Consider the following 23,858-nt stretch of genomic DNA (forward strand, 5'->3'; position numbering starts at 1 on the left):
AGCCTTACGAAGTTTAAAACCTTTGTAAGGCTATAAACCAGAGAATCTTTACTCCCTTTTCTTTTTTCTTGAGCCTACAGATACCCCGACGGCTACACCAATTGCTATACCCAAAGCAAGGCTATGCAAAGCCAAACCAATAGCTGTGCCAACCACCAGCCCACCTGCAAAATAATTAGGATCTATCCTGTTCAAAATCGATATCAAAATTTAATTTACCAGTATTTTCTAACCGTGTACAAAAACACTTCATCTTCCTCATGTATCAAATTGAACTTGTCACTGCCAGCCATTTTTGATATAGTATCACCAACCTTAGCAACCTCATCGAAGTTGGCCGTTGTGCTTAATGAAACAGGAATGATACGAAATTCTTCGCTATTAACGGAAATCATAACATAGTCTCTGTAGCGATAAACAGATTCCAGCTTACCGTTAATTTCGGCATCGTGAAACTGATTATACTTTGTTACCCGTGCAACTACACAAACAATGATAACAGCAGTTATACAGCACAAAAGAAATAGTTTTTCATTTATTATAAAAGAAAGCCCAAATTACAAAAGAAACTTTTTATTTCTACCCTACTGACAAACTGCTGTCATAACCATATATTTATTTTGAACAGCATTCAAAAGCATCAATATGACCAAGCCTGATATTGCCAGCCTGCGGGTTTATAACCAGCATCTTAATCACGATAAATTTAAAAAACCTGAAGATGTGGTTGGATATATGTGCGCCATGCAGGCGCAGGAATACACGCATGCAAAATGGGCAATTGGTTTACGGATGCTATCACCTGCGGATAAAATGGTAGAAAAGGCTATAACAACCGGAACTATATTGCGCACCCATGTACTAAGACCAACCTGGCATTTTGTTTTACCTCAGGATATCCGCTGGATGCTTAGCCTTACTGCTCCAAGGATCAACGCGGGCAATGCCGCCATGTATAAAAAACAGGAGGTTACCGATGCAATTTTTAATAAAAGCTTTGACGTATTTACAAAAGCCCTGCAGGGCGGCAAACAGCTAACCCGTACAGAAATTGCCGCTGCGCTAAATCAGGCAAACATAGCTACCGACGATCTCAGGCTTACCATATTACTGATGAAAGCCGAACTGGAGCAGTTAATTTGCAGCGGGGCAAGAAAAGGTAAACAATTTACTTACGCACTGCTTGATGAACGTGCACCAATGAAACCGGCCATTGATCGTGCCGAGGCGGTAGCTCGTTTGGTTTTGCGTTATTTTACAAGCCATGCCCCCGCTACAATAAATGATTTTGTACATTGGAGCGGTCTTACTGTTGCCGATGCCAAAACCGGGATCGAAATAAATAAAGGCCGGCTCAGTAATGTAATCATTGAAGAGATAAGCTATTGGATGAATACTGATGTCGATTTCAGTACAGCAAAAAAAACAGGGGCTTACCTTCTGCCTGTTTACGATGAGTTAATTATAGCGTATAAAAATCGCGATGCCATGGTACCAGCCAGCTTTCGGGATAAAATGGGGGCTATTACCTTTTTCCCAACTATAATGGTCAATAACCAGGTGGTTGGCAACTGGAGCCGGAATATGGGTAAAAAGAATATTGATATTGAGCTCAAACCATTTGGCAAACTCAATAAGGCTCAAAACCAGTCTATTGAAAGCGCCATACAACGTTTTAAAAAGTTTAATGGTGTCGGATAACAAACATTAACTACATCAACAAGTTACTTATAAAAACAACATATTATGCCCGAACTACCCGATCTGCAGGCTTTTAGCCATAACCTGCAAAAAATACTTACAGGTAAAACCGTTAAAAAAATAGAAGTACCTAACGCTAAAAAACTAAATGTTAGCGTACATGAACTGAACGAGGTATTATGCGGACAAAAGCTCGAAAAAGTATATCGCGAAGGGAAGGAACTGCACATTAAATTTAGCAAAGGCGATGTCCTGGGTCTGCACCTAATGTTGCACGGTAAACTGTTTTTGTTCGATACCAAGAACGACAACAAGTACAGCATCATCGAGCTGCACTTTGATGATGGCAGCGGATTAGTACTGACCGATTTCCAGGGGATAGCGACGCCTACCCTCAACCCCGAAAAAAAGGACGTACCCGACGCGCTTGATGCCGATGCCGAGTATTTGAGAAAGCGCCTGGCAAAAACAAAAACCAATATTAAAACTGTTCTGCTTGATCAAAAGATCATGAGAGGCGTCGGCAACGCGTACGCTGATGAGATTTTATGGCACGCCCGCATTTCTCCGTTCTCCGTAAGCAGTAAAATACCGGAGGCCAAACTGAAAGACCTGGTTAAGGCAATAAAATCGGTATTGGAAGATGCAGAACAAAATATCCTTAAATCAAACCCCGGCATCATTAACGGTGAAGTTCGTGATTTCATGGATATTCACAATTCAAAGAAAAAACACAGCCCAACAGGCGCCGCGATCATAATTAACGAAGCATCGCGGAAAACATATTATACTGATGAGCAGGAATTGTTCGAGTAAATCTCGCAGGGTTTAAAGAAGAGTATTTAGCGTATTTTGCTGCGCTCGTTTAATGAGCGCAATGCTCAAAAGGCTCCCCTTTAGAGAAGATTTAGAGGGGGCACCTACTTCAACTTTTTCACCAGTACATTAAAATCAACACCAACAATCGGAATCTTCTTCCAGGGTTGGGTTTCACCATCCTTATGGAAGGTACCGCCGTTAAATAAGCCGCAGGCAAATCCAACGTTGGAGTTGGTTTTGGTTGTCAAAAATTCAATAGAAACCACAATATCACCGGCCACTTTAACATTGTATGGCGATAAGTCGACGGTGGTTAATTGATGATTTTCCACATTGTCGTATTTTTTAATATAGCCTTTTATTTCGTCTTTAACCAAATTAGCTTCATTTGGAAACTTCCCGGCCATTTGGTAAACATTTACTTTAAAAGGGATGCTATCGCTTGATCGGTTTTGAGTATGAAAGTTCAGCGTAAGTAATTTTACATGCTTTTTACCAGCATTCATTTCAATACCAACCTGCGCACCTTTAACAGCATCAAAGGTATTATTGGATGAGCCGCTTCGGGGTTTGTTGCCTATCGTTTTGGTTTTATCCTGGGCGGATACGCTAACGGCAATGAAGCATAAAAAACATAAGGCAACGAGTTTTGCAAAATTTCGGGAGAATATCGATTTGAACATAACAATAAGTTTTGGATGAATTTATAAGGTAGACGATGGCGATAAACAAATGGTTGCAACCTCGATCTGAAAATTTTTCATCGCGGATCCCTGTAGAGATTCATCACACGCCTCTGCAATCAGGCAACGTCATTCCTTCTTAACAGCACTGTTCCTGATAAAAACAGCCGACATCAGGGCGCCCAAAAAACCCAGGCCGGCGCAGATCCGCATAATATTGCCATAAGCCGAAATAAATCCATTGTGATACGCAATCTCGACTGCTTTTTTGTTGGATCCGTCGATACCGGCGGGCACTTTAGCATTACCTAAGTTGGCCGATTGTTCTATAACTATCTTTTTATCTTTTTCATTAAGGGATAACTTTTTTAACTCCCCCTGCATCGCTCCCGAGAAAAACAAAACCGCCAGGGCACCAAAAATGGCATTGGCAAAAACATTGGCAATCCGGGTCATAGCATTATTAATGCCCGACGCTGTACCCGAAAAATGATCACTTACAGATCCCATTACCGTTGCCGTAAGCGGCGCTACCGTTATTGACATGCCGAAGCCAAAAACAAGCACACCGGGAAAAAAGCTTGTCCAATAATCGGAAGGGCCTGCAGTTTGTTTAATGAACGACAACATTAGTAACCCGGCTCCCGCCAAAGCCGGACCGATGATGAGCAATAAACGTGGGCCTTTTTTATCGGCGATAGCTCCTGCATAACGCGCAATGGAGATCATGAGCACAGTAAAAGGTAAAAATGTTAATCCAGATTGCAGCTGGCTATACCCCTGCACCTGCACCATGTTTAGTGATATGAACAGCATACCGCCACCCAAACCCGCGTACAGAAAAAATGTAAGCAGGTTTATCCCGCTAAAGGTTTTACTACTAAACAGGTTTAGCGGCATCATGGGATGTTTGCTTGTACCTTCTATGTAAATAAAAGCAATGAGCAATAATAAGCCCAGGGCTAATGATCCATAAACCTGCCAGCTATTAAAACCAACCGCCGGCATCCGCAGAAAACCAAATGTTAGCAAAGCAAGCCCTGATGCAATAGAAATAGCCCCGGGAAAATCAATGGTTTGATCGGTATTATCATCCTTACTTTCGGCAACCTTGCGCCACAGGATGAGTAAAGCTACTACCCCTATGGGTATATTAATAAAGAATATGTACCGCCATAAACCGGCATCGGCTAAGGCGCCACCCAATACCGGGCCGCCCACTGTAACTACCGTGGTAATGGCCGACCATGTTCCGATAGCCTTGCCCCTTTCTTTTGCATTAATGGATGATGAAATAAGCGAAAGGCTCCCCGGAATCATCAGTGCGCCTCCAATACCCTGTATGATCCGAAAAATAATGAGATAAAAAACACCCGGTGAAAACCCGCAAAGAGCTGATCCGGTTATAAAAATAAAGATCCCTATCATGAAGACCTTCTTCCGCCCCAGTTTATCGCCAAGCGAGCCGCCTATTAAAATAAGCGAGGCAAGCATCAACAGGTAAGCGTTCAGGATCCAAAAGAGATCAGCTCCTTCGGCATCAAGGCTTTGTTGTAATGCCGGCAGCACCACATTAAGTGCTGTACCATCAATAAATGCCATGGCCGAAGCCAGTATAGCCGAAACCATGATCCATTTGCCTGCCGGGCTGCCCAATGAAACTGTAGCCATATTTTATAAGGTTGTAATTGAAAGGTTTATTACAAAGTTGCAGTAAATGATCGGATTAAACGGAGCCTAAAAAAACAATTTAAAGTGTTGCAAAAAAATATGACTATCGCCTGAAAACACCGATGTTTTCCGGGCAAAGCAGGATCAGCAAAAATATTGCAGCAAAATCAAGTGGTAAAACTTCCGACTCATTTACTGCCGAAAATAGCATTATCAAAATGGTTAATATAATTATTGCGATAACATGGTTGCGGTGCGGGATAGGAATTCCGATTCTATCAATAAAGCGTTTAGCCCTAAAATTACTCCGATATATAAACGGCAATATCAAAAAGTAAAAAGCACTTGCGGCTATCAAAATCCAATAGAGCACAATTTTTCCGGTCTCATTAATTTTAATTATTCCATTTGCATTTGCCCCCAACATTGCGGTGTTGGATTTAAAAAGCGAATGGGTTGACAGATGAAAAAGGTCAGGTAAACTGTTCATTTTTTCGGTGATGAAAAACAGGCTTGCTATCCCGGTTAAAATTAAAACCACACAAAACTGGATGCTGCGATAGCGCGAAAGCCTTACAATATATACTGCCGACACTATAAAAATTACAAGTAACAACAATACCGTGAAGTATCCTATAAAACCGCCATAGCGATTGTATATCATCTCAAAATATCCTTTATCAATGAAGAAGAGTATGATAGCCACTATAGTGAACACGATCATTAATCCGAAGATCAACGCCTCAAACTTGGTTAAGCTGTTTTTTTTACGGGCAGTATTATACGTATTGAGCACGGCGATAATTTTATGAATGATTGTAATAACTAACAAAAACTTACCAAAACATGTTTTCGGTCCGTTTTTAAAAAGAAAATAAGCTCTAAATTATTCCGTCACGCCAACGGCAACATTCGTCACATTTAATTCTGAAGGTCATATTGTTGCTGTACCATTGAATCATAAATCAACAGCCACATGAAAAAGCTTATCCTGATACTGATTCATCTCACCATTGCATACCTGTTGAAGGCGCAGCCGCTGCAGCAACCTATAGTTTTGGGCAGGGTGGACACCATTTATTCCAACATCCTGAAAGAGAAACGACCACTTTGGGTTTATACGCCAGGATATGATACCAACTACTTTTCAAAACCGGAATTTCCGGTTTTGTACGTTTTAGATGCCGATGATCATTTTATGTCGCTGGTTACTATGATCAAAGAACTTAGCGCAACTGCAGGCAATACGGTGCTGCCGCAAATGATTATAGTTGGCATTTTGAATACATCCGGACACCGTACACGAGACCTTACGCCTACCAGCAGCGCTATGTACAAGTCATCAGGCGGAGCGGAAAACTTTGCCGCCTTTATGGAAAAAGAACTAATTCCATATATCGACAAAGCATATCCAACTGCTCCCTATCGCACCATGATCGGTCATTCGTTGGGAGGATTAACGGTGATCAATTTATTATTAAAACATACACATGTTTTTAATGCCTATGTAGCTATCGATCCGAGCATGTTTTATGACAACGATAATTTACTTAAACAAGCAACCATTATCCTTAAGCAAAAGAATTTTGGCGGTAAAAAGCTTTTCCTCGGTTTTGCCAATACGATGAATGCAGGCATGGATACTATACAAGTAAAAAAGGACACGACCGAAATATCACATCATATCCGGTCGATCATAAAACTGGCCGATGATCTTTCTGTCAATAAAACCAACAATCTGCAATGGGCTAAAAAATATTATCCCGATGACGATCATAATTCAGTTTCGTTCAATGCTGAATATGATGCCTTACGGTTTATTTTCAAAAACAACCGCTTTCCGCGAAACCAGCCTTATAACCAATATTTTGATAAACAGTATAATGCCGTGCAGCTAAGACAAATGATAGATACCCATTACAAAATGATGTCCGCTGAAATGGGTTACACCGTACGCCCTCCCGAGCCGGAGATGAATGGCATAGGCTACGCGTTTTTGCAACAAAAAGATTATGAAAAAGCGGCTATGTTCTTCCAGGTCAACATAGATAATTACCCGAAAAACTTCAACGTTTATGACAGTATGGGCGATTGCTTTTTAGCCCGTGGGGATAAAGCAAATGCCGAAAAGTATTTTAAGAAAGCTTTATCAATAAAGTATACCAAAGAGATCATGGATAAGCTGGATAAGGTGCAGGCAGAGAAGTAAGAGATTTGGAGGGGCTAATCTATAAAACTCACCGGTTCCAAATCTTTCAACTCGTCTTCAGTAAACAACCTTGAATGGATCATGAACCTAAAACCCGTCGGTATTTCTATTGAAAAACTTGAACCACGGCCTTTGGTAATATCGAGCTGAAGCTGGGTATGCTGCCAGTATTCAAACTGGTCCCTACTCATCCAAAATTCACAGTCATCCACCTCTCCTATTTTCACGTCGCTGCCGCCGAGTTTAAACTCGCCCTTTTCAAAGCACATAGGCGATGAGCCATCGCAGCAACCACCGCTTTGATGGAACATCAGGTCGCCAAAGCGGGATTTGAGTTCGGCTATCAGCTTTGAAGCTTCGGGGGTTATGGTTACTCTTTTGATCATGTCTTCAAATTTCGCGCGAAGAAGCAGATAAGTAAAGAAATATTCAAACACATAAAGACTTACGAAGTTTCAGAAACTTCGCAAGTCTGGGGAACGGGGGGATTAAAGCCGGGATTAAAAAAATCCCAGCTTGTTCTTGTTATATGAGATCAGCATGTTTTTTGTTTGACGGTAGTGACCAAGCATCATTTTATGATTTTCGCGACCAAAACCTGATTTTTTATAGCCGCCGAACGGCGCATGTGCAGGATATGCGTGATAATTATTTACCCAAACCCTGCCGGCCAGTATTGCGCGGGGCACCTGGTAAAGCTCGTGCGCATCGCGGGTCCACACACCGGCACCCAATCCGTACAGTGTGTCATTGGCTATCGCGATAGCTTCTTCAGTAGTTTTGAACGTAGTTACACAAGCCACCGGACCGAAAATCTCCTCCTGAAAAATGCGCATCTTGTTATTACCCTTAAACAACGTAGGCTGAATATAATAACCGCCTTCCAGCTCACCATCAAGCTTTTTAACCTCGCCGCCGCAAAGTACCTCTGCTCCCTCTTCTTTACCAATTTTCAGGTACGACTGGATTTTTTCGTACTGGTCGTTAGATGCCTGTGCGCCCATCATTGTGGTGCCATCTAAGGGGTTACCCATAATGATAGCATTAGTGCGTTCTATCACCTTCGACATAAATTTATCGTAGATGTTTTCATGCACCAGGATCCTCGACGGGCAGGTGCAAACCTCGCCCTGGTTAAGGGCAAATAATACTGCGCCTTCAACAGCTTTGTCAAAAAACTCATCATCGGCATCGGCTACCGATTCAAAAAAAATATTTGGTGATTTTCCGCCCAGCTCCATCGTAACCGGGATGAGGTTTTCAGATGCGTACTGCATAATCAAGCGGCCGGTTGTGGTTTCGCCCGTAAAGGAAACTTTGGCAACCCTTGGCGATGAAGCCAGTGGCTTACCTGCCTCCGGACCAAAACCGGTGATAATGTTCAAAACACCAGGCGGCAAAATATCCTGGATCAATTCCATTAATACCATGATGGATGTTGGTGTTTGCTCGGCTGGCTTCACCACGCAACAATTACCGGCAGCAAGCGCAGGCGCAATTTTCCAGGTAGCCATCAACAGCGGAAAATTCCAGGGGATGATCTGTCCTACCACACCTAATGGTTCATTTAAACAAATACTTACGGTATATTCATCATGCTCGGAAATCCCGCCTTCTTCCGCACGGATAACACCGGCGAAATAACGAAAATGATCAATCACCAGCGGCAAGTCGGCAGCGCGACATTCACGAATGGCCTTTCCGTTATCGATGCATTCTACAACGGCCAAAAACTCCAGGTTGGCTTCAATAACATCGGCTATTTTATTTAACAGCGATGCCCTGTGTGCGGCTGAAGTTTTGCCCCATGCCGGGAATGCGGCATGAGCGGCATCCAGAGCCAGTTCAACATCTTCCTTTCCTGATCGTGCAGCCTTGGTGAATACTTTGCCGTCGATAGGCGAAACGTTATCAAAATATTCGCCTTTAACCGGCGGAACAAATTTGCCGCCGATAAAATTGTCGTATTTATCCTTGAAGGATGGTTTAGAAACAGCGCTCATAATTTTTATGGTTTTTTGGTAACACTAATGTAGAGCTACCTCGCTGTAAGGCATTTGCATTATGCTCTCAAAAGGTAGCACAATGGTCGCATTTTTTGCACCCACTTGTTAATCATAATAAGTATACCTAATTTGGTATAAATTATAAATGGCTATGAATAACAAAACCCTGTTATCTCCACTAAGCCTCTCACACGGAAAAGAACTGAATACCCTGGTTGAAAACCGCAGGGCTTACACCATGAACCATTGCGAACTCAACGTTTTTGAAACTTTTGAGCGCAGCGAACTGGTGCCCTTAACTTTTAGCGACCTGGTAATAACAAGCATGTTGCGCGGCAAAAAGGTGATGCACTTGTTTGATAAACCGGGGTTTGATTACCTCCCCGGCGAAACCGTTATAGTGCCGCCAAATATTACCATGAAAATTGATTTCCCGGAGGCTACTATCAACCAGCCATCACAGTGCACAGCTTTGGCTATTAACCACCAGGAAATTACCAATACGCTTGATTTCTTAAATGAGAATTACCCAAGGGAAGATAAGCGGGTTTGGCAGCTGAACTATAACCAGTTCCACTTTTTTAATAATTATGAGCTGGCCCAGCTCATTAATAAACTCATCCGCATCAGTACCGGCGATGCCCTGACCAAGGATGTGCTTGCCAACCTCACTTTAAAAGAATTGCTAATCCGCATTATGCAGATGCAAAACATTAACGAGATCAGCGATAACCTGCATGAGCTATCAAGCAGCAGCCGATTTGCCTATGTACTGGAATACATTAGGGTGCATTTAAGCGATAAGCTTAATATTGATGCATTGAGCCAAATGGCCTTCATGAGCAAAGCCAGCTTTTTCCGGGCGTTCAGGCACGAGTTGGGGATTTCGCCGGTTGACTATATCATTAAAGAGCGCCTGCAATTAGCCAAGCAGCTCATGAACAATCCGCATAACAGTATCTCTGAAGCTTGTTTTAAAGCCGGGTTCAATAACCTTAACTACTTTAGCCGCGCATTTAAAAAGATAGAGGGCATTACGCCAAGTTATTACAAGGCCAGGCTGCGGGGTGGGCACCTGAATTAACAGACTAATAAAGATATTATTTGGAAGGTAAGAAGCAATCTTATACGTGCACTTAGTAAACACTTATAAGATTGCTGTTGTGTAAGGCGCTTAACCTTCTGGTGTTTATGCCGATCTGCGGCTATTACTGATCAATGCTGATTCATAAACAGTGCTGATGATGTCTTCGGCAGAAAAAGTACCCAGGAAATCCCAGTCGATATGGCTGTAGATAACCTGTTTTGATGGTTCAATAATATAGGTGGCCAATAACGGCGCGTTTTCGTCAATGCCCGAAAACCTGTCCCACACCGGGTAATCCTCAGAATACACCCTAAATTGCTGTGCAATTTCTTTATCGGCATCGTGATAAAAATTAAGGGTGAGGCTTTGTTCCCACGCCCATTTTTCAAGATCTTCGGTACGTTCGTCACTAATGATAAGCAGGTTGCCGCCGCTTGCCTTAACCTCATGCTGCAAATTATTCAGTTGTTTAAGTTGCGCCAGCCCGTGCTGCCCCCAATGGCGCGAATAAAAAGAAATAACCAGCGGCTTATTTAATAAATTCCTTTGCGAAATAGGGCCATGTGTTTCGGCGCCATTGTAAAATTGCTGCCAGCGGCTATAATCGTTACTTAACTTAAATTCAGGGACCAAATTGCCCGCTTTTACAGGATGTAATGATTTCAGTTTACGAAACTTAAGATCGGGTTCGGCAACAACTTCAAGCAGATCGAAAAAAGGATATTTATTATTATTATTTGTGGTTTGCATTTTAAAATAGATTTATGATGTTATGGATAATGTTTTAAGGTAATTGTAGTTGAGCTTTATTGTTCAACAACAACGGCATAATCCATAAATTACCCGGTAACGCATGAGCAAGCCCGGCGGGATGGTGCTGCTTAATTGTTTATTGTTGGATGTGTTCATAAAAATATATTAATTGAGGTCAGTAAATTTAAAGGTGCGTAACAGCTTATCTGAGATGGAGAGAATTTCAACAACAGCAACATATGGGCATGTACATTTCGCCCCGGTTTTGAGCTGATGTGTATTTATTACTGCTGATTAAACTGTTGCCCGTCATCTGTTTTTGAATGCTACATAACAAATATACTATAATATCTATAAACTTAGTATAATTTATTTAAAATAGTTCTCTATTCTTTTTAACGTCAAAATTCCTTGTCACCTACTGGTATTTTATATCGGCTAACATTCAATGCTCTTGCCTTTCTAAAAACAAAACGTTGTAATTTGCGTTCCGTATAACTAATAAATTAACTATGCAGAACAGGTTGAAACCGCAATATATTATCGTACTTGTTTTAAGTGTTTTAGTCCTCTCCAACTGCAAAAACAACAGCAAAAAACATTACAATTATATAGCTGATTCCCAAAAAAAGAAAATGGTTAAAGAGTGGACAAAAACCATTCCTGGCAACTTTAGTGATCAAACCGAGGTTGTATTTGACAGTACCCGTATCGTCACATTTCTTCAAAGCCATCCCGCTTTGGCTCCCTATGAGCAGGATCTGCGGAGTTTTTACCGTAAGCGTAAATTCGCCTATGCATGGTACGAAAAAGGCACTTTAATTGAACAGGCCGGTAACCTGAACGACAGGCTGATGAACCTGCAAAACGAAGGCATATATAAAGGTATCCCCTATCAAAAAGATTTAGACTCACTGATATTTGATAATCATTCAAAAACAAGGGTCAAAAAGCCTGATATTGGCACCGAGTTAATGCTCACTGCCCAGTATTTCGCGTTTTCAAAACTGGCTTTCCGGGGTATGAGCGATTCGGTCAGCCGTTCGGTAAACTGGTTCCTGCCGCGTAAAAAGATAGCATATGATGATTACCTGGATACACTCTTAAAAAAAACTTCGACCCCCCCCCCTGCCATAAGCGAGCCGGTATACCGCCAGTACGACTTGCTAAAAAGTTTCCTGGCCAAATACCGCCAGCTTGATGCCCATGAGAACTGGGAGCCAATTATTATCAGCAAAAAACTCAAACCCGGCGATTCGTCGGCTGTAGTTGCCAACATAAAAGCCCGCCTATATAAACTGGAAGATTTTAAAGGCGATACGCTCAACAATAAGTTTGATGACGAGTTCAAAGCAGCCATAACCCAATTCCAGCTCAGGCACGGCCTTAGCGCCGATGGCTTGCCCGGTCCCGGAACTATGGCCGAAATGAATGTACCGCTCAAATCACGGATCAAACAGATCATTGTAAACATGGAGCGCTGCCGCTGGCTGCCTGTAAGTTTAACTACCGACTACCTCGCTGTGAATATCCCCGAATTTAAACTGCATGTTTACCATGCCGATAGCTTATTATGGAGCTGCAATGTGGTGGTGGGGGAAAAAGTACATCAAACAGTAATATTTTACGGCGAAATGCAGTACGTGGTATTCAGTCCTTACTGGAACCTGCCCGAAAGTATTGTGCGCAATGAAGTGTTGCCGGCTATGCGCAGCAATCCCAATTATCTTAACGAGCATAACATGGTCATTACCGGCCGGGAAAACGGGCTTCCGGTAATTCAGCAAAAACCTGGACCGGCAAACTCTTTGGGGCTGGTAAAATTCCTGTTCCCTAATAGTTACAGTATCTATTTGCACGATACGCCTTCAAGGTCGTTGTTTGGCGAATCGTCCCGGGCGTTTAGCCACGGCTGTATCCGCGTTGGCGAACCGGTAAAACTGGCTTCATTTCTTTTAAAATACGACAGCACCTGGACAACCTCCCGCATTAATAAAGCCATGCATCTCGGTAAACAACAGCAGGTTACACTCAAACAAAAGATGCCTGTATTTATAGCCTATTTTACCGCCTTTACCGACAGGAATAACCGGCTCAATTTCCGCAAAGATATTTATGACCGCGATGAACAGCTTGCATCTATGATCATGTCAGGCAGCGGGCAATACTAATCCACTTCTTACCAATCTCTTTTTCTTCATACAGCAGTTTAAAATACCGGTAATTAATAATTGCAAAATATTTTTCATGGGTTTGTAGGCAATCGCTAAAATTTAATTGTCCTCACTTTAAATCACTAAAGTGCATCCCTACAAAGGATAGTTTTCCTTTAGCACAGTGATCATTAACCAAACTATATGACATTATTAATAAACCCAGGAAAACTGATGCCTATGTAAAAAAAGCTTACTCTCCCCACTACAGGCAATAATTACCCGGAGGGAATTACTGCCTCGAAAAAGATTTTTGAATGTTTATAACTGCGTTGTGCTTCCAGGGCGCTTCGCTATTAACTCCCTTTAAATTCAATAAAATATGAAATTTTTCAAACACCCGGTGGGTGTACAGAGGCCATGGGTATCAAAATCCCTCAACCTGTGTAAATTTGCCCTTGCAGGTATGGTGCTCTTGAATATGCAGGCTTCGGCTGCTGAAGCGCCAAAAGCAAATGCCAAATCAAACTATAATTTTAACTTAAACTTCGCTAAACTTACCGGTAAGGTTGTTGACGAAAAAGGCGAACCACTCGTAGGCGTAAGCATCAGGATCAAAGGTACCACTACAGGTACACAAACCGATGCCAGCGGTAATTTTACGCTTGATGTTCAGCCAAACACTGTGTTGATTTTGAGCTATATCGGTTATGGCACTAAAGAAGTTGCGGTGGGAGGTAAATCAACTATTACCATTACTTTAACCTCAAACAACAATTTGAACGAAGTTGTGGTAACTGCCTTAGGTATTAAAAAAGAAGAGAAAAAATTAGGCTACGCAATTACAACTGTAAAAGGCGACCTACTTGATAAAGCGAAAGAAAGCAACGTAGCCTACTCATTAGAAGGCCGCGTGGCAGGTCTGAGCATCAGCGGTGTAAGTGGCGGTCCGGGTTCTTCAGCCCGTATCTTATTACGCGGTGTAACGAGCGGTACAGCTGGCGGCCCGTTATTCGTAATCAACGGTGTACCGATGGACAACACCCAGCGCGGTTCATCCGGCGAATGGGGTGGCGCTGATTATGGCGACGGTATCAGCAACATCAACCCTGATGATGTTGAAACCATTACGGTATTAAAAGGCCAGTCAGCATCCGCTCTTTACGGTACCCGTGCTACAAATGGTGTAATTTTGATCACCACCAAAGGCGGCAAAAAAAATTCGGGTTTTGGTGTTGAATTCAATACCAACTACCAAGCCGACAAGGTTAACAACACTACCGATTTCCAAACCACATATGGTCAGGGTCAGCGTGGTGTAAAGCCTCAAAATGCATCCGACGCACAAGCGTCAACTCGTTTAGCATGGGGTTCAAAACTTGATGGTTCACAAACCATACAGTTTGACGGCAAAATGTACCCATATTCCGCGGTAAACAATAATCTGCAAAACTTCTACCGCACAGGCAATACTTATACTAATACAGTAGCGTTTGACGGCGGTAATGAAACAGGAGCTTTCAGGTTATCAGTTTCGGATATGAATGCAGGTTCGATAGTACCTAACAGCAAACTCGACAGGAAAACTTTCAACTTAAACGCCAACCAAAACGTAACCGACAAACTGAACATCGGTATCGTGGCCAACTACCTGGTTGAAAACTCTACAAACCGTCCAAGCCTTTCTGACGGTCCGGGTAACCCGAACAACATCTGGTTTATCGCCCCTAACTTAAACCAATCTATCCTAAACCCTGGCTACGGTGCTAATGGTTATGAGCAGGTTTGGACAGACGACCCATATGTAACCAACCCTTACTTTGCAGCCAACAAGTTTATCAATAACACCGGCCGTAAAAGGTTAATTACAGCATTAACCGCCCGCTACAACTTCACCAGCTGGATTTACGCGCAGGCCCGTTTAGGTTATGACAACATTAACGATAGCCGCTTTAAAGTAACCCCTACCGGTACCGCGTACTACTCGGGCTTAATGGGCGGCCTGGACGAGCAATCAACCACGCAAACATCCGAATTAAACATCGACGGTTTAATTGGTGTTAAACACGACATTGTTAAAGACCTGTTAAGTTTCGACGTAACCGCAGGTGCTGCAACCCGTAAAAACCAATACGAATATACCAGCCTTAGCGGCGGTCCGTTCACGCTGCCGTTTTTCTATAGCATCAACAACGTAGGCAGCAAAAACTCAAGTTATGGCTTCAGCAAATCAGAAGTGCATTCGGCTTACTACAACGCTGATTTTGCGATTAAAAACTTCCTGACCATTGGTACCAGCGGCCGTTATGATGCATACTCAACGCTTAATGCCGGTAACCGAGGTATATTCACTCCATCGGTATCGGGCGCCTTCATTTTCTCCGAGTTGACACATATACCGAATATTGATTTAGGTAAAATCAGGTTATCATACGCTAAAACAAGTGGTGAGCTAAAAGACGCTTATGGCACTTCGGCTTATTACAGCCTGGGTAACAATATTAATGGTATAACTATCGGTAATTACTCATCTGATCTTTATAACACAGGTTTAAAACCATATACCCTTTCGGAAATTGAGATCGGCACCGAGTTAAAAATGTTTAACGGTCGCTTAAATTTTGATTTTGACTATTTTGCCCGTAAAACTAAAAACGAGATCCTGCGTAGCGGACTTGACATAGCATCAGGTTATACCACCCGTTTAATCGGTTCTCAGTCATTCCAAAATCGCGGCGTGGAGTTAGAGGTTAAAGGTACACCAATCCAAACTTCATCATTCTCCTGGACTCCATCGTTTAACTTTACTTATGTTAAAAACAAGGTGCTAAAAACCGATGAATTCGGCACTACGCAAAATTTAGGCACCTATCGTCCGTTAAATGCTAACCTTGCTTACGTAGTTGGTTTACCTGGACCGCAAATTATGGCTAACGATTACAAACGCGACGCAAGCGGTAATATTATTTTCGATTCAAGCGGTTATCCTGAGTACACCGATCGTAAAGCAATGGGTACAACAGTGCCTAAAATTTACGGCGGTTTAAACAACGATTTCAGCTACAAACATATTAATCTTTCGTTTTTGGTTGACTACCGTTTTGGTAATAAAATTCTTTCGGCAACAAACGCTTACAGCATCTACCGTGGTTTAAACAAAATCACACTTGATGGCCGTGAAGGAGGTGTAGTAGGCAAAGGTGTTACTGAAGCAGGTACGCCAAACACCAAAAATGTTGAAGCGCAGGATTACTACCAAAATGGTTTATATAAAGTATCGGCTCTTAACGTGTTAAGCGGCGACTTTATTAAACTACGCCAGGTAACATTGGGTTATACCTTTACAAGCGGCATATTGAAAGGTTCACCATTTAACGGTATTACCGTATCAGCAGTAGGTCGTAACCTTTGGACCATCCTGAAACATTCAGACAATATCGATCCTGAATCAGGCTTCTCAAACAATATCAACTATGCAGGCATCGAAGGTACCAGCTTACCGGCAACCCGCACATTCGGTATTAATGTTAACTTTAAATTTAGAAAATAACAGAGATGAAAAAGAAACTTATATATAGTGGTCTTTGTATTGCAGCGTCGCTTTTTGCCGGCTGTACCAAAGATTTCACCAAAATAAATACCGACCCTAATAAAACGTCGGCCGAAGTGTTCAATCCAAACTTCCTTTTAGCGCAGGCTGAACTTAATTATTCACAAACGGGCTACTCGCAGTTACTTTTTCAAAGTATGTGGTCGCAATCATTAGCTTCAACGTTCGGCTATTATGGTAACGGCGATAAATACACGCAAAGCGGATCATTTAACGATTATGTTGGCCGTGTGTATAGTGAGGGCTATGGCGCTGAAACTTACGCGCAGGAAATGAAAAACCTTACGGCGAGCAATGCAGCGTATTCAAATCTGAATAAAATAGGCACTATTATGAAGGTGCTTATCCTGCAACGCGTTACCGATACTTATGGTGATGTTCCTTACTCAGAAGCAGGCATGGCAAAACAGGGTATCTTTTTCCCTAAGTTTGATAAGCAGCAGGATATATATACCGCTATGCTTGCAGATCTTGACGCGGCAGTAAGCGGTCTTGATGCTGCAAAAGATAAACCGACTTCTGATCTGATCTACGGTGGCGATATTGCCAAATGGAAACGGTTTGGTTACTCTTTAATGCTGCGTGTTGCTATGCGTTTAACTAAAGTTGATGCCGCTACCGCGCAAAAATATGCCGAAAAAGCTTATGCCGGTGGTACCATGGCCAGCGTTGATGACAACGCCAAAGTAAAAACAGATAACGCGAATGGTTACAGCAATTCTATCGTTAACGCTTTATTAACTACTGATGATTTCCGTGAAGTACGCTGGTCAAAAACTTTGATCGATTACATGAAATCAACTACCGATCCGCGAGTTAGCGCAATTGCTGAAATCACTACGGGTAACGGTAAAGCAGCTAACGAAAACGAATCGCTTGCTGGTGATAATACCTACAGTAAACAGTTAGGTATGCCGAATGGCTATGATCTTAACGGCGGAGCCACTGATATATCAAAAGCACCGGGTTACCCAGGCGCAACTCCGGCTGTAAGCGCTACAGATGCTCCGGCGCCACTTGGCAAATATTCAAGACCAAGGCTCCAAGTTTATTACACCTCATCCGGAAGCATTAACCCTGTTGATAAAAGCACCATCAACATGCTGTTAACTTATGGCGAAACCGAGTTGTTACTTGCCGAAGCTTCGACCAGGAACTGGAATACAGGTAACGCTGCTACGCATTATGCTAATGCTCTTGCTGCTAACATGAAATCGGTCGCGCAAATCAATTCGGCCGCTACGGTAGATGCTGCCGCCATCACAGCTTATGTTGCTACACACCCATTGGTTAGTGCTACCGCGCTCCAGCAAATTAACATGGAGTACTGGGTTGAAACTTCAACCTTGTTCATGTTTAACGAAAACTGGACAAACTGGAGAAGATCAGGTTTCCCTGTATTAACACCTGTTGTTTACTCAGCTCAGTTTGATACTCAAATTCCGCGTCGCGTTATTTACCCAATTAACTTGTCATCAACAAACCCTAAAGGTTTAGCAAGCGGAGTTCAATCATTATCTGGTGGTGATAAATTTTCATCACGTGTATGGTGGGATAAATAATACCCCTATATAATTCATTTTAAAAACAAGGCTATGGCTTCATAGCCTTGTTTTTTGGTTTTTACAACAAAAAGGATTAATAATCCGGTGGCAATTATCAATACAAATAAGTAAATTTAAATCTCCCTGCGACCCGGAAAAAATAAAATCTGTTGATAATGTGTTGTTCTTCTCCCCTCGTTAATTTTAAACTTAAAAGGTTAAACACTTTTACATTTTGTACTGTTGCGTTGTTTACATTACAAAGTATGCGCGGTAATGCGCAGCAGCCGCTTTTTAAGCTGCTTACCCCCGACGAAACCAGTGTTAAATTCCGCAATGACCTGATTGAGGACGAAAAGCTCAATGTGCTCTCCTATGAGTACCTGTACAATGGCGGTGGTGTTGCCGTTGGCGATATCAACAATGACGGTCTCGAAGACCTATTTTTTACCAGCAACCTTGGTCAAAATAAACTGTACCTCAACTTAGGGAACCTGAAATTTAAAGATATTACCCAGCAAGCCGGCAGCGGCCTCGCGGGCAGGCCCGGCGACTGGAAAACCGGCGTTACCATGGCCGATGTTAACGGCGACGGCCTTCTAGATATTTATGTATGTTACTCCGGCCTTGGTGATAATGCCAAACGCCGCAACCAGCTTTTCATCAACAAAGGCAACAGCAAATTTGTTGAAATGGCCAAACAATACGGCCTTGATGATCCGGGCTATAGTACCCAGGCTGTATTTTTTGACTATAATAATGATGGCAAGCTGGATATGTTCCTGCTTAACCATAACGTTAAAAAAATCAGCAACCTTGAATTTGCGCAAGCCAAAGCCGAAACCGACGAACTGGCCAGCAATAAACTTTTTGAAAACAAGGATGGTCATTTTGTTGATGTATCCAAAAAAGCGGGCATCATTCAAAATCCCCTCACCTTTGGCCTTGGCGTTGCCATTGCTGATATGAACAAAGATGGATTACAGGATATTTATGTAACCAACGATTACAACGAACCCGACTACCTTTACATAAACAACGGAAACGGCACTTTTACCGAGGATAGTAAAAAGTGCTTCAAACATTTGTCGCAATTTTCAATGGGGGTTGATATAGCTGATATCAATAATGACGGCCTTCCTGATATGATGACACTTGACATGCTGCCGCCTGATAACCGACGTCAAAAGCTGTTACAACTACAAGAAAACTACGAATCGTTTGAGCTGATGCTGAACCAGAACCTGTACAAACAATATATGCGCAACATGCTGCAGGTTAATAATGGCGATGGTACTTTCAGCGAAATCGGTCAGCTGGCAGGTGTTTCCAATACAGACTGGAGCTGGTGCCCGCTAATTGCCGACTTTGACAACGACGGCTACAAGGATATCTTCATCTCCAACGGTTACTTCCGCGATTACACCAACAAGGATTTTTTACGGTACTGGGGCGATTATAAGCTAAAAAAAGCTATGAACCGCGAACCATTCCTGCTCATGGACCTGGTTAAAGCTATGCCCTCTACTACCCTGTCAAACTATATTTTCCAAAATAATCATAACCTTACCTTCACCGATAAAAAACAAGATTGGGGGATCAATAAAGGTGGCATTTCCAGCGGCTCTGTTTATGCCGACCTTGATAACGACGGCGATCTTGACCTGGTTACCAATAATATCAACAGCGAGGCTTCCATATTACAAAACATGACCATGGAAACCGGCAAAAAGAACTACCTGGCTGTAAACCTTAAACAACCGGAAGGAAATACAAACGCCATAGGTTCAAAAGTATTTGTATATAGCGGTAAGCAAGTACAGTACCAGGAGGTTAACCCTAACAGGGGATATCTTTCGTGCGTATCCACAGTTTTAAATTTTGGATTAGGCAATCAGCAGCAGGCAGATTCAGTACGGATCATCTGGCCCGATCAAACATCGCAATTGCTTAGCAACGTTAAAGCAAATCAACGCTTAAACATTACCTATAAAACAGGCAATCCTATATTTAAAACCAATGAAAAAGCCATTACCAAATCTGTTTTTAGTTTAGCTAAACCGACTATTGATTATACTCATACCGAAAATAGCATCAACGATTTTAAACGCCAGCCTTTGATGCTGTTCATGAGCTCAAAAACAGGACCGGTAATAGCCAAAGCTGATGTAAACAAAGATGGTCTTGAGGACCTATTTATTGCCGGTGATCAGAATACACCGAGCAAAATATTTATTCAAAAAGCAGGCGGCAATTATGCCGTTCAGGAGATATCGGACGTTAACAAAGAAAACACATCAGCAGCGGCGTTTTTTGACGCCAATGGCGATGGTTTTCCCGATCTGTACATAGCCAAAGGCGGCTATTCACTATTAGAACCCGTCGCTAATGAGCTGCAGGACAAGCTTTATCTAAACGATGGTAAAGGCAATTTCAGCTTTTCAAGCACCTCCCTCCCGATATTAACAGCCAGCAGTAAATCATGTGTGCGCCCTTGTGATTATAACAACGACGGAAAAATTGACCTGTTTGTCGGATCAAACGTTACACCGGGTTCTTATCCATCTGCACCAAAAAGCTACCTGCTTACCAATACGGGCGGTGGTCATTTTGAAATTACCGATGCACCATTTACAGGCATAGGTATGATCAAAGATGCGCAATGGGCCGACTTGAATGGCGATGGCCGTAAAGACCTGGTAGTATGCGGCGAATTTATGTCCATCATGGTATTTACCAACACCAAAGCTGGTTTTGTTGATGAAACAGTCAAATACTTTGACCATCCCGTTAGCGGTTTCTGGAACACGCTAACCATTACCGATGTGGATAGCGATGGCAAGCCTGATATTATTGCTGGCAACCTTGGCGAAAACACACAGATCCATGCCAGCCAAACAGAGCCTGCCGAAATGTATTTTGCCGATTTTGACGGCAACGGCTCAATCGATCCGTTTTTTAACTTTTATATACAGGGCGTAAGCTACCCTTTTGTAAGCCGCGACGAATTGAACGACCAGATTTACCCGATGCGTAAAAGGTTCGCTTCATACAAAGCTTATTGCGATGCGACCATGAAAGATATTTTCACGCCCGAAGAGCTTGCTAAAGCTACTAAGCTTACAGCTAATGAGGTTGCAACATGCCTGTTCATGAACCGTGGTGGAAAGTTTGTAAAAGCTGAGCTGCCGTTGCAGGCCCAATATTCGTCGGTATCAGAGATCCTCACCGGCGATTTTAATCATGACGGTAAAACAGACCTCCTGCTGCTGGGTAATCATTCAGATAACCGCCTGAAATTGGGAAGCTTTGACGCAAATTATGGTTGCCTGCTCACCGGCAACGGTAAGGGTAATTTCACATACCAAAGCCAACCGGTTGCAGGGCTATCAATAAACGGTGACGTAAAATCGGCCACAGAAATAAAAATAAACGGCGCAAATTATGTAATGATAGGTGCATCGGGCCAGGCTTTGCAGTTTTATAAGTACTGAGTTTTAAGTAACAAGTCTAAAGTATGGAATCGGGAGCTTTAGTGTGTTAGAGAACTATTAGCTTCTGCCTTAATGCTTGAAACTCGAAACAAAAATTAAAATAGATGATCAAACAAATATCAATATTGTTTTTAGCGCTGATAAGCACAACAGCTTATGCGCAAAAGAATAAAAAAAACATTCTTCCGTACCTGCATATCGATCAGGCTGTAAACGCTATTTCGGCGGTTATGATCCATGATGTTGTAAACCCACCAGCTGCTTCCCGCTATTATGCCTATGTAACCCTGGGAGCTTATAATTTGGTTAGCCTCAACAATAAACAAATAATACCAACTGGTGATTTCATCAAAAGCTACACACTGGATAACCAGATCAGCATCCCGGCCGATAAGTACGATTATCGCATAGCCGCTATGTATTGTATACTGGAAACAGGAAAGCAGATGCTCCCATCGGGTTTTATGCTGCAGGATGATGAGGCTAAATATGTAGCCCTTCTTAAAGAGAACGGCGTAACCGAAGATGTGATCAAACAATCAATAGCAGCTGCCACCGAAATGACTGGCAAGGTTATTAATTATTCCAAATCAGATAATTACAACAAACTGAGCGGTCGGCTTCGGTATTCGCCTATAAAAGGTGGTAAAAACTGGTTCCCAACCCCGCCGATGTATATGGAGGCCGTTGAACCCAACTGGAAAACCATTCGGCCTATGTTTATCGACTCCTCTAACCAGTTTGTGCCTATAAGGCCCGCCGTATTCAGCACTGACAGCACAAGCGACTTTTACAAGGAAGCATATGCAGTTTACAAGGTATCCAAAAATCTATCGACTGAACAAATCATGATTGCCAACTTTTGGGATTGCAACCCTTTTGCTGTCACCACATCGGGACACATGATGATCGGTTTTAAAAAAATCAGTCCGGGTGGGCACTGGATGAACATTGTCGGTATTGCCGTAAAAAAAGCCGGGCTTAGTTTTGATAAATCGATACAAGTAGCAACGCTGGTAGCCATGACCGAAATGGATGCATTTATCAGTTGCTGGGACGAAAAATATCGCAGTAACGGCATCCGTCCCGAAACCTATATTAACAAATACATTGATATTAAATGGGTGCCCATGTTGCAAACCCCGCCATTCCCGGAATATCCAAGCGGACATGCCGTATTGTCAAATTCGTCGGCTGGAGTATTAAGTTATCTGTTGGGTGATAATTTTGCTTACACAGATGATTCGGAAATCCCCTATGGTGTTGGCCCCCGCGATTTCAAATCGTTTAAGCAGGCTGCTGAAGAGGCTTCTTTGTCCCGTTTTTATGGCGGTATTCATTTTAATGATGCCATTGTTAACGGAAATCAGGAGGGGCGCGATGTGGCAGCAGCGGTTATTAAAAAATTAAAAGCGGCCGGAATAAACTATTTGGGTAAATAAAGCTTAGTTAAAAGTGAACTGCTTTTTAACTATGCGCACCAAGTAAGCAAGGTTACTGTACTTTTTATCATACCGGGATCCCGATCTTAATTCAGGAAACCGTTAAGATTCGAGGAGTCGTTCAAAACGTTTATCGGGTATGAACCAGGTCCCGGCTACCACTACATAAATTACCACGCTGATAACAGGATTTAACCATGTACATAAAATAGCAACCGCGTATAGCACCACAGAAATTTTGCCTTTAAAATCACTACCGAAAGCTTGTGCTATCAGCGAGTTTTCACCATGATGTTTTATAAGGCAGAAGGCCAAAATACGGTAGGCAATACCATTCATGATGAGCACCACACCATAAAAGAAAACCGGCCATTGGGTGAGGTGGGTCTCTCCCATCCAGCCGGTTACAAAAGGTATCAACGATAGCCAGAATAACAGGTGTAGGTTGGCCCACAATATTTTACCATTTACAGAGCGTACCGCTTGCAAGGTATGGTGATGATTGTTCCAGTAAATACCTACATATACAAAACTGAGCAGATAGCTTAAAAAAACCGGGATAAGTGGCTTCAAAGCTTCCAGGGTTTCGCCATGCGGAACCTTCATTTCCAACACCATAATGGTAATAATGATGGCTATTACGCCATCACTAAATGCTTCTAACCTGCCTTTACCTAACGCCATGG

At 42.5% G+C, this 23,858-nt stretch carries 18 protein-coding genes; 9 read left to right on the forward strand and 9 right to left on the reverse strand.

What is annotated here, in order from left to right; genetic code table 11:
* Positions 1 to 48: 48 nt before the first annotated feature.
* Together J3L18_RS11895 and J3L18_RS11900 are read right to left on the reverse strand one after the other, a co-directional pair.
* Complete coding sequence (locus J3L18_RS11895) at positions 49 to 195, reverse strand: glycine zipper domain-containing protein (RefSeq protein ID WP_189549148.1); 147 nt, start codon at positions 193 to 195, stop codon at positions 49 to 51.
* Positions 196 to 215: 20 nt separating this feature from the next.
* Positions 216 to 518: a hypothetical protein gene (locus J3L18_RS11900; protein WP_091167818.1), complete on the reverse strand. Its 303-nt coding sequence runs from the start codon at positions 516 to 518 to the stop codon at positions 216 to 218.
* Between the two features lie 127 nt (positions 519 to 645).
* On the opposite strand from J3L18_RS11900, the gene J3L18_RS11905 reads away from it, so the two are divergent.
* Complete coding sequence (locus J3L18_RS11905) at positions 646 to 1,701, forward strand: winged helix DNA-binding domain-containing protein (protein ID WP_129568692.1); 1,056 nt, start codon at positions 646 to 648, stop codon at positions 1,699 to 1,701.
* Between the two features lie 45 nt (positions 1,702 to 1,746).
* Positions 1,747 to 2,517 (forward strand): DNA-formamidopyrimidine glycosylase family protein, encoded by a 771-nt coding sequence (locus J3L18_RS11910; protein ID WP_129568693.1) that lies wholly within the window; start codon positions 1,747 to 1,749, stop codon positions 2,515 to 2,517.
* A 104-nt stretch (positions 2,518 to 2,621) separates the two neighbouring features.
* Here the strand turns inward: J3L18_RS11910 and J3L18_RS11915 are convergent, their stop codons facing one another.
* The 3 genes from J3L18_RS11915 to J3L18_RS11925 form a co-directional block, all read right to left on the reverse strand.
* Positions 2,622 to 3,203 carry a hypothetical protein gene (locus J3L18_RS11915; protein WP_129568694.1) on the reverse strand — a complete coding sequence of 194 codons (582 nt, stop codon included), beginning with the start codon at positions 3,201 to 3,203 and terminating at the stop codon, positions 2,622 to 2,624.
* 129 nt (positions 3,204 to 3,332) lie between these two features.
* Complete coding sequence (locus J3L18_RS11920; protein WP_129568695.1) at positions 3,333 to 4,874, reverse strand: MFS transporter; 1,542 nt, start codon at positions 4,872 to 4,874, stop codon at positions 3,333 to 3,335.
* Positions 4,875 to 4,977: 103 nt separating this feature from the next.
* Positions 4,978 to 5,670 carry a hypothetical protein gene (locus tag J3L18_RS11925; RefSeq protein ID WP_129568696.1) on the reverse strand — a complete coding sequence of 231 codons (693 nt, stop codon included), beginning with the start codon at positions 5,668 to 5,670 and terminating at the stop codon, positions 4,978 to 4,980.
* 180 nt (positions 5,671 to 5,850) lie between these two features.
* On the opposite strand from J3L18_RS11925, the gene J3L18_RS11930 reads away from it, so the two are divergent.
* Positions 5,851 to 7,083 carry an alpha/beta hydrolase-fold protein gene (locus J3L18_RS11930; protein WP_129568697.1) on the forward strand — a complete coding sequence of 411 codons (1,233 nt, stop codon included), beginning with the start codon at positions 5,851 to 5,853 and terminating at the stop codon, positions 7,081 to 7,083.
* A gap of 14 nt (positions 7,084 to 7,097) precedes the next feature.
* Here the strand turns inward: J3L18_RS11930 and J3L18_RS11935 are convergent, their stop codons facing one another.
* Both J3L18_RS11935 and J3L18_RS11940 read right to left on the reverse strand, forming a co-directional pair.
* Complete coding sequence (locus J3L18_RS11935) at positions 7,098 to 7,469, reverse strand: DUF779 domain-containing protein (RefSeq protein ID WP_090524975.1); 372 nt, start codon at positions 7,467 to 7,469, stop codon at positions 7,098 to 7,100.
* A gap of 114 nt (positions 7,470 to 7,583) precedes the next feature.
* Entirely contained in the window at positions 7,584 to 9,086 is a 1,503-nt protein-coding gene (locus J3L18_RS11940) for an aldehyde dehydrogenase family protein (RefSeq protein WP_129568698.1), read from the reverse strand.
* A gap of 154 nt (positions 9,087 to 9,240) precedes the next feature.
* Here J3L18_RS11940 and J3L18_RS11945 point away from each other — a divergent pair, with 154 nt between their 5' ends.
* Positions 9,241 to 10,173, forward strand: a complete 933-nt coding sequence (locus J3L18_RS11945) for an AraC family transcriptional regulator (protein WP_129568699.1) — start codon at positions 9,241 to 9,243, stop codon at positions 10,171 to 10,173.
* A gap of 105 nt (positions 10,174 to 10,278) precedes the next feature.
* Here the strand turns inward: J3L18_RS11945 and J3L18_RS11950 are convergent, their stop codons facing one another.
* Positions 10,279 to 10,926, reverse strand: a complete 648-nt coding sequence (locus J3L18_RS11950) for a redoxin domain-containing protein (protein ID WP_129568700.1) — start codon at positions 10,924 to 10,926, stop codon at positions 10,279 to 10,281.
* A gap of 515 nt (positions 10,927 to 11,441) precedes the next feature.
* Here J3L18_RS11950 and J3L18_RS11955 point away from each other — a divergent pair.
* The 5 genes from J3L18_RS11955 to J3L18_RS11975 all read left to right on the forward strand — a co-directional run bounded on the left by J3L18_RS11955 (position 11,442) and on the right by J3L18_RS11975 (position 23,172).
* Positions 11,442 to 13,100, forward strand: coding sequence for a L,D-transpeptidase family protein (locus J3L18_RS11955; protein ID WP_129568701.1), 1,659 nt, complete (start codon positions 11,442 to 11,444; stop codon positions 13,098 to 13,100).
* 364 nt (positions 13,101 to 13,464) lie between these two features.
* Positions 13,465 to 16,632 (forward strand): SusC/RagA family TonB-linked outer membrane protein, encoded by a 3,168-nt coding sequence (locus tag J3L18_RS11960; RefSeq protein ID WP_208102453.1) that lies wholly within the window; start codon positions 13,465 to 13,467, stop codon positions 16,630 to 16,632.
* Between the two features lie 5 nt (positions 16,633 to 16,637).
* Positions 16,638 to 18,254, forward strand: coding sequence for a SusD/RagB family nutrient-binding outer membrane lipoprotein (locus J3L18_RS11965; protein ID WP_091167840.1), 1,617 nt, complete (start codon positions 16,638 to 16,640; stop codon positions 18,252 to 18,254).
* A gap of 248 nt (positions 18,255 to 18,502) precedes the next feature.
* Positions 18,503 to 21,730: a VCBS repeat-containing protein gene (locus J3L18_RS11970; protein ID WP_129568833.1), complete on the forward strand. Its 3,228-nt coding sequence runs from the start codon at positions 18,503 to 18,505 to the stop codon at positions 21,728 to 21,730.
* Positions 21,731 to 21,834: 104 nt separating this feature from the next.
* On the forward strand, positions 21,835 to 23,172 hold the full coding sequence (locus J3L18_RS11975; RefSeq protein ID WP_208102452.1) for a vanadium-dependent haloperoxidase: 1,338 nt from the start codon (positions 21,835 to 21,837) through the stop codon (positions 23,170 to 23,172).
* 102 nt (positions 23,173 to 23,274) lie between these two features.
* Here J3L18_RS11975 and J3L18_RS11980 read toward each other — a convergent pair whose 3' ends face one another.
* Positions 23,275 to 23,856, reverse strand: a complete 582-nt coding sequence (locus J3L18_RS11980; RefSeq protein WP_112655073.1) for a TMEM175 family protein — start codon at positions 23,854 to 23,856, stop codon at positions 23,275 to 23,277.
* Positions 23,857 to 23,858 lie beyond the last annotated feature (2 nt).

This window comes from Mucilaginibacter gossypii (assembly GCF_017569325.2).
Taxonomy (GTDB): Bacteria; Bacteroidota; Bacteroidia; order Sphingobacteriales; family Sphingobacteriaceae; genus Mucilaginibacter; species Mucilaginibacter gossypii.

Coding starts and splice junctions, on each gene's coding strand:
- J3L18_RS11905 (WP_129568692.1), top strand. CDS start 646: ATGACCAAGCCTGATATTGCCAGCCTGCGGGTTTATAACCAGCATCTT.
- J3L18_RS11910 (WP_129568693.1), top strand. CDS start 1,747: ATGCCCGAACTACCCGATCTGCAGGCTTTTAGCCATAACCTGCAAAAA.
- J3L18_RS11915 (WP_129568694.1), bottom strand. CDS start 3,203: ATGTTCAAATCGATATTCTCCCGAAATTTTGCAAAACTCGTTGCCTTA.
- J3L18_RS11920 (WP_129568695.1), bottom strand. CDS start 4,874: ATGGCTACAGTTTCATTGGGCAGCCCGGCAGGCAAATGGATCATGGTT.
- J3L18_RS11930 (WP_129568697.1), top strand. CDS start 5,851: ATGAAAAAGCTTATCCTGATACTGATTCATCTCACCATTGCATACCTG.
- J3L18_RS11935 (WP_090524975.1), bottom strand. CDS start 7,469: ATGATCAAAAGAGTAACCATAACCCCCGAAGCTTCAAAGCTGATAGCC.
- J3L18_RS11940 (WP_129568698.1), bottom strand. CDS start 9,086: ATGAGCGCTGTTTCTAAACCATCCTTCAAGGATAAATACGACAATTTT.
- J3L18_RS11945 (WP_129568699.1), top strand. CDS start 9,241: ATGAATAACAAAACCCTGTTATCTCCACTAAGCCTCTCACACGGAAAA.
- J3L18_RS11950 (WP_129568700.1), bottom strand. CDS start 10,926: ATGCAAACCACAAATAATAATAATAAATATCCTTTTTTCGATCTGCTT.
- J3L18_RS11955 (WP_129568701.1), top strand. CDS start 11,442: ATGCAGAACAGGTTGAAACCGCAATATATTATCGTACTTGTTTTAAGT.
- J3L18_RS11960 (WP_208102453.1), top strand. CDS start 13,465: ATGAAATTTTTCAAACACCCGGTGGGTGTACAGAGGCCATGGGTATCA.
- J3L18_RS11965 (WP_091167840.1), top strand. CDS start 16,638: ATGAAAAAGAAACTTATATATAGTGGTCTTTGTATTGCAGCGTCGCTT.
- J3L18_RS11970 (WP_129568833.1), top strand. CDS start 18,503: ATGCGCGGTAATGCGCAGCAGCCGCTTTTTAAGCTGCTTACCCCCGAC.
- J3L18_RS11975 (WP_208102452.1), top strand. CDS start 21,835: ATGATCAAACAAATATCAATATTGTTTTTAGCGCTGATAAGCACAACA.
- J3L18_RS11980 (WP_112655073.1), bottom strand. CDS start 23,856: ATGGCGTTAGGTAAAGGCAGGTTAGAAGCATTTAGTGATGGCGTAATA.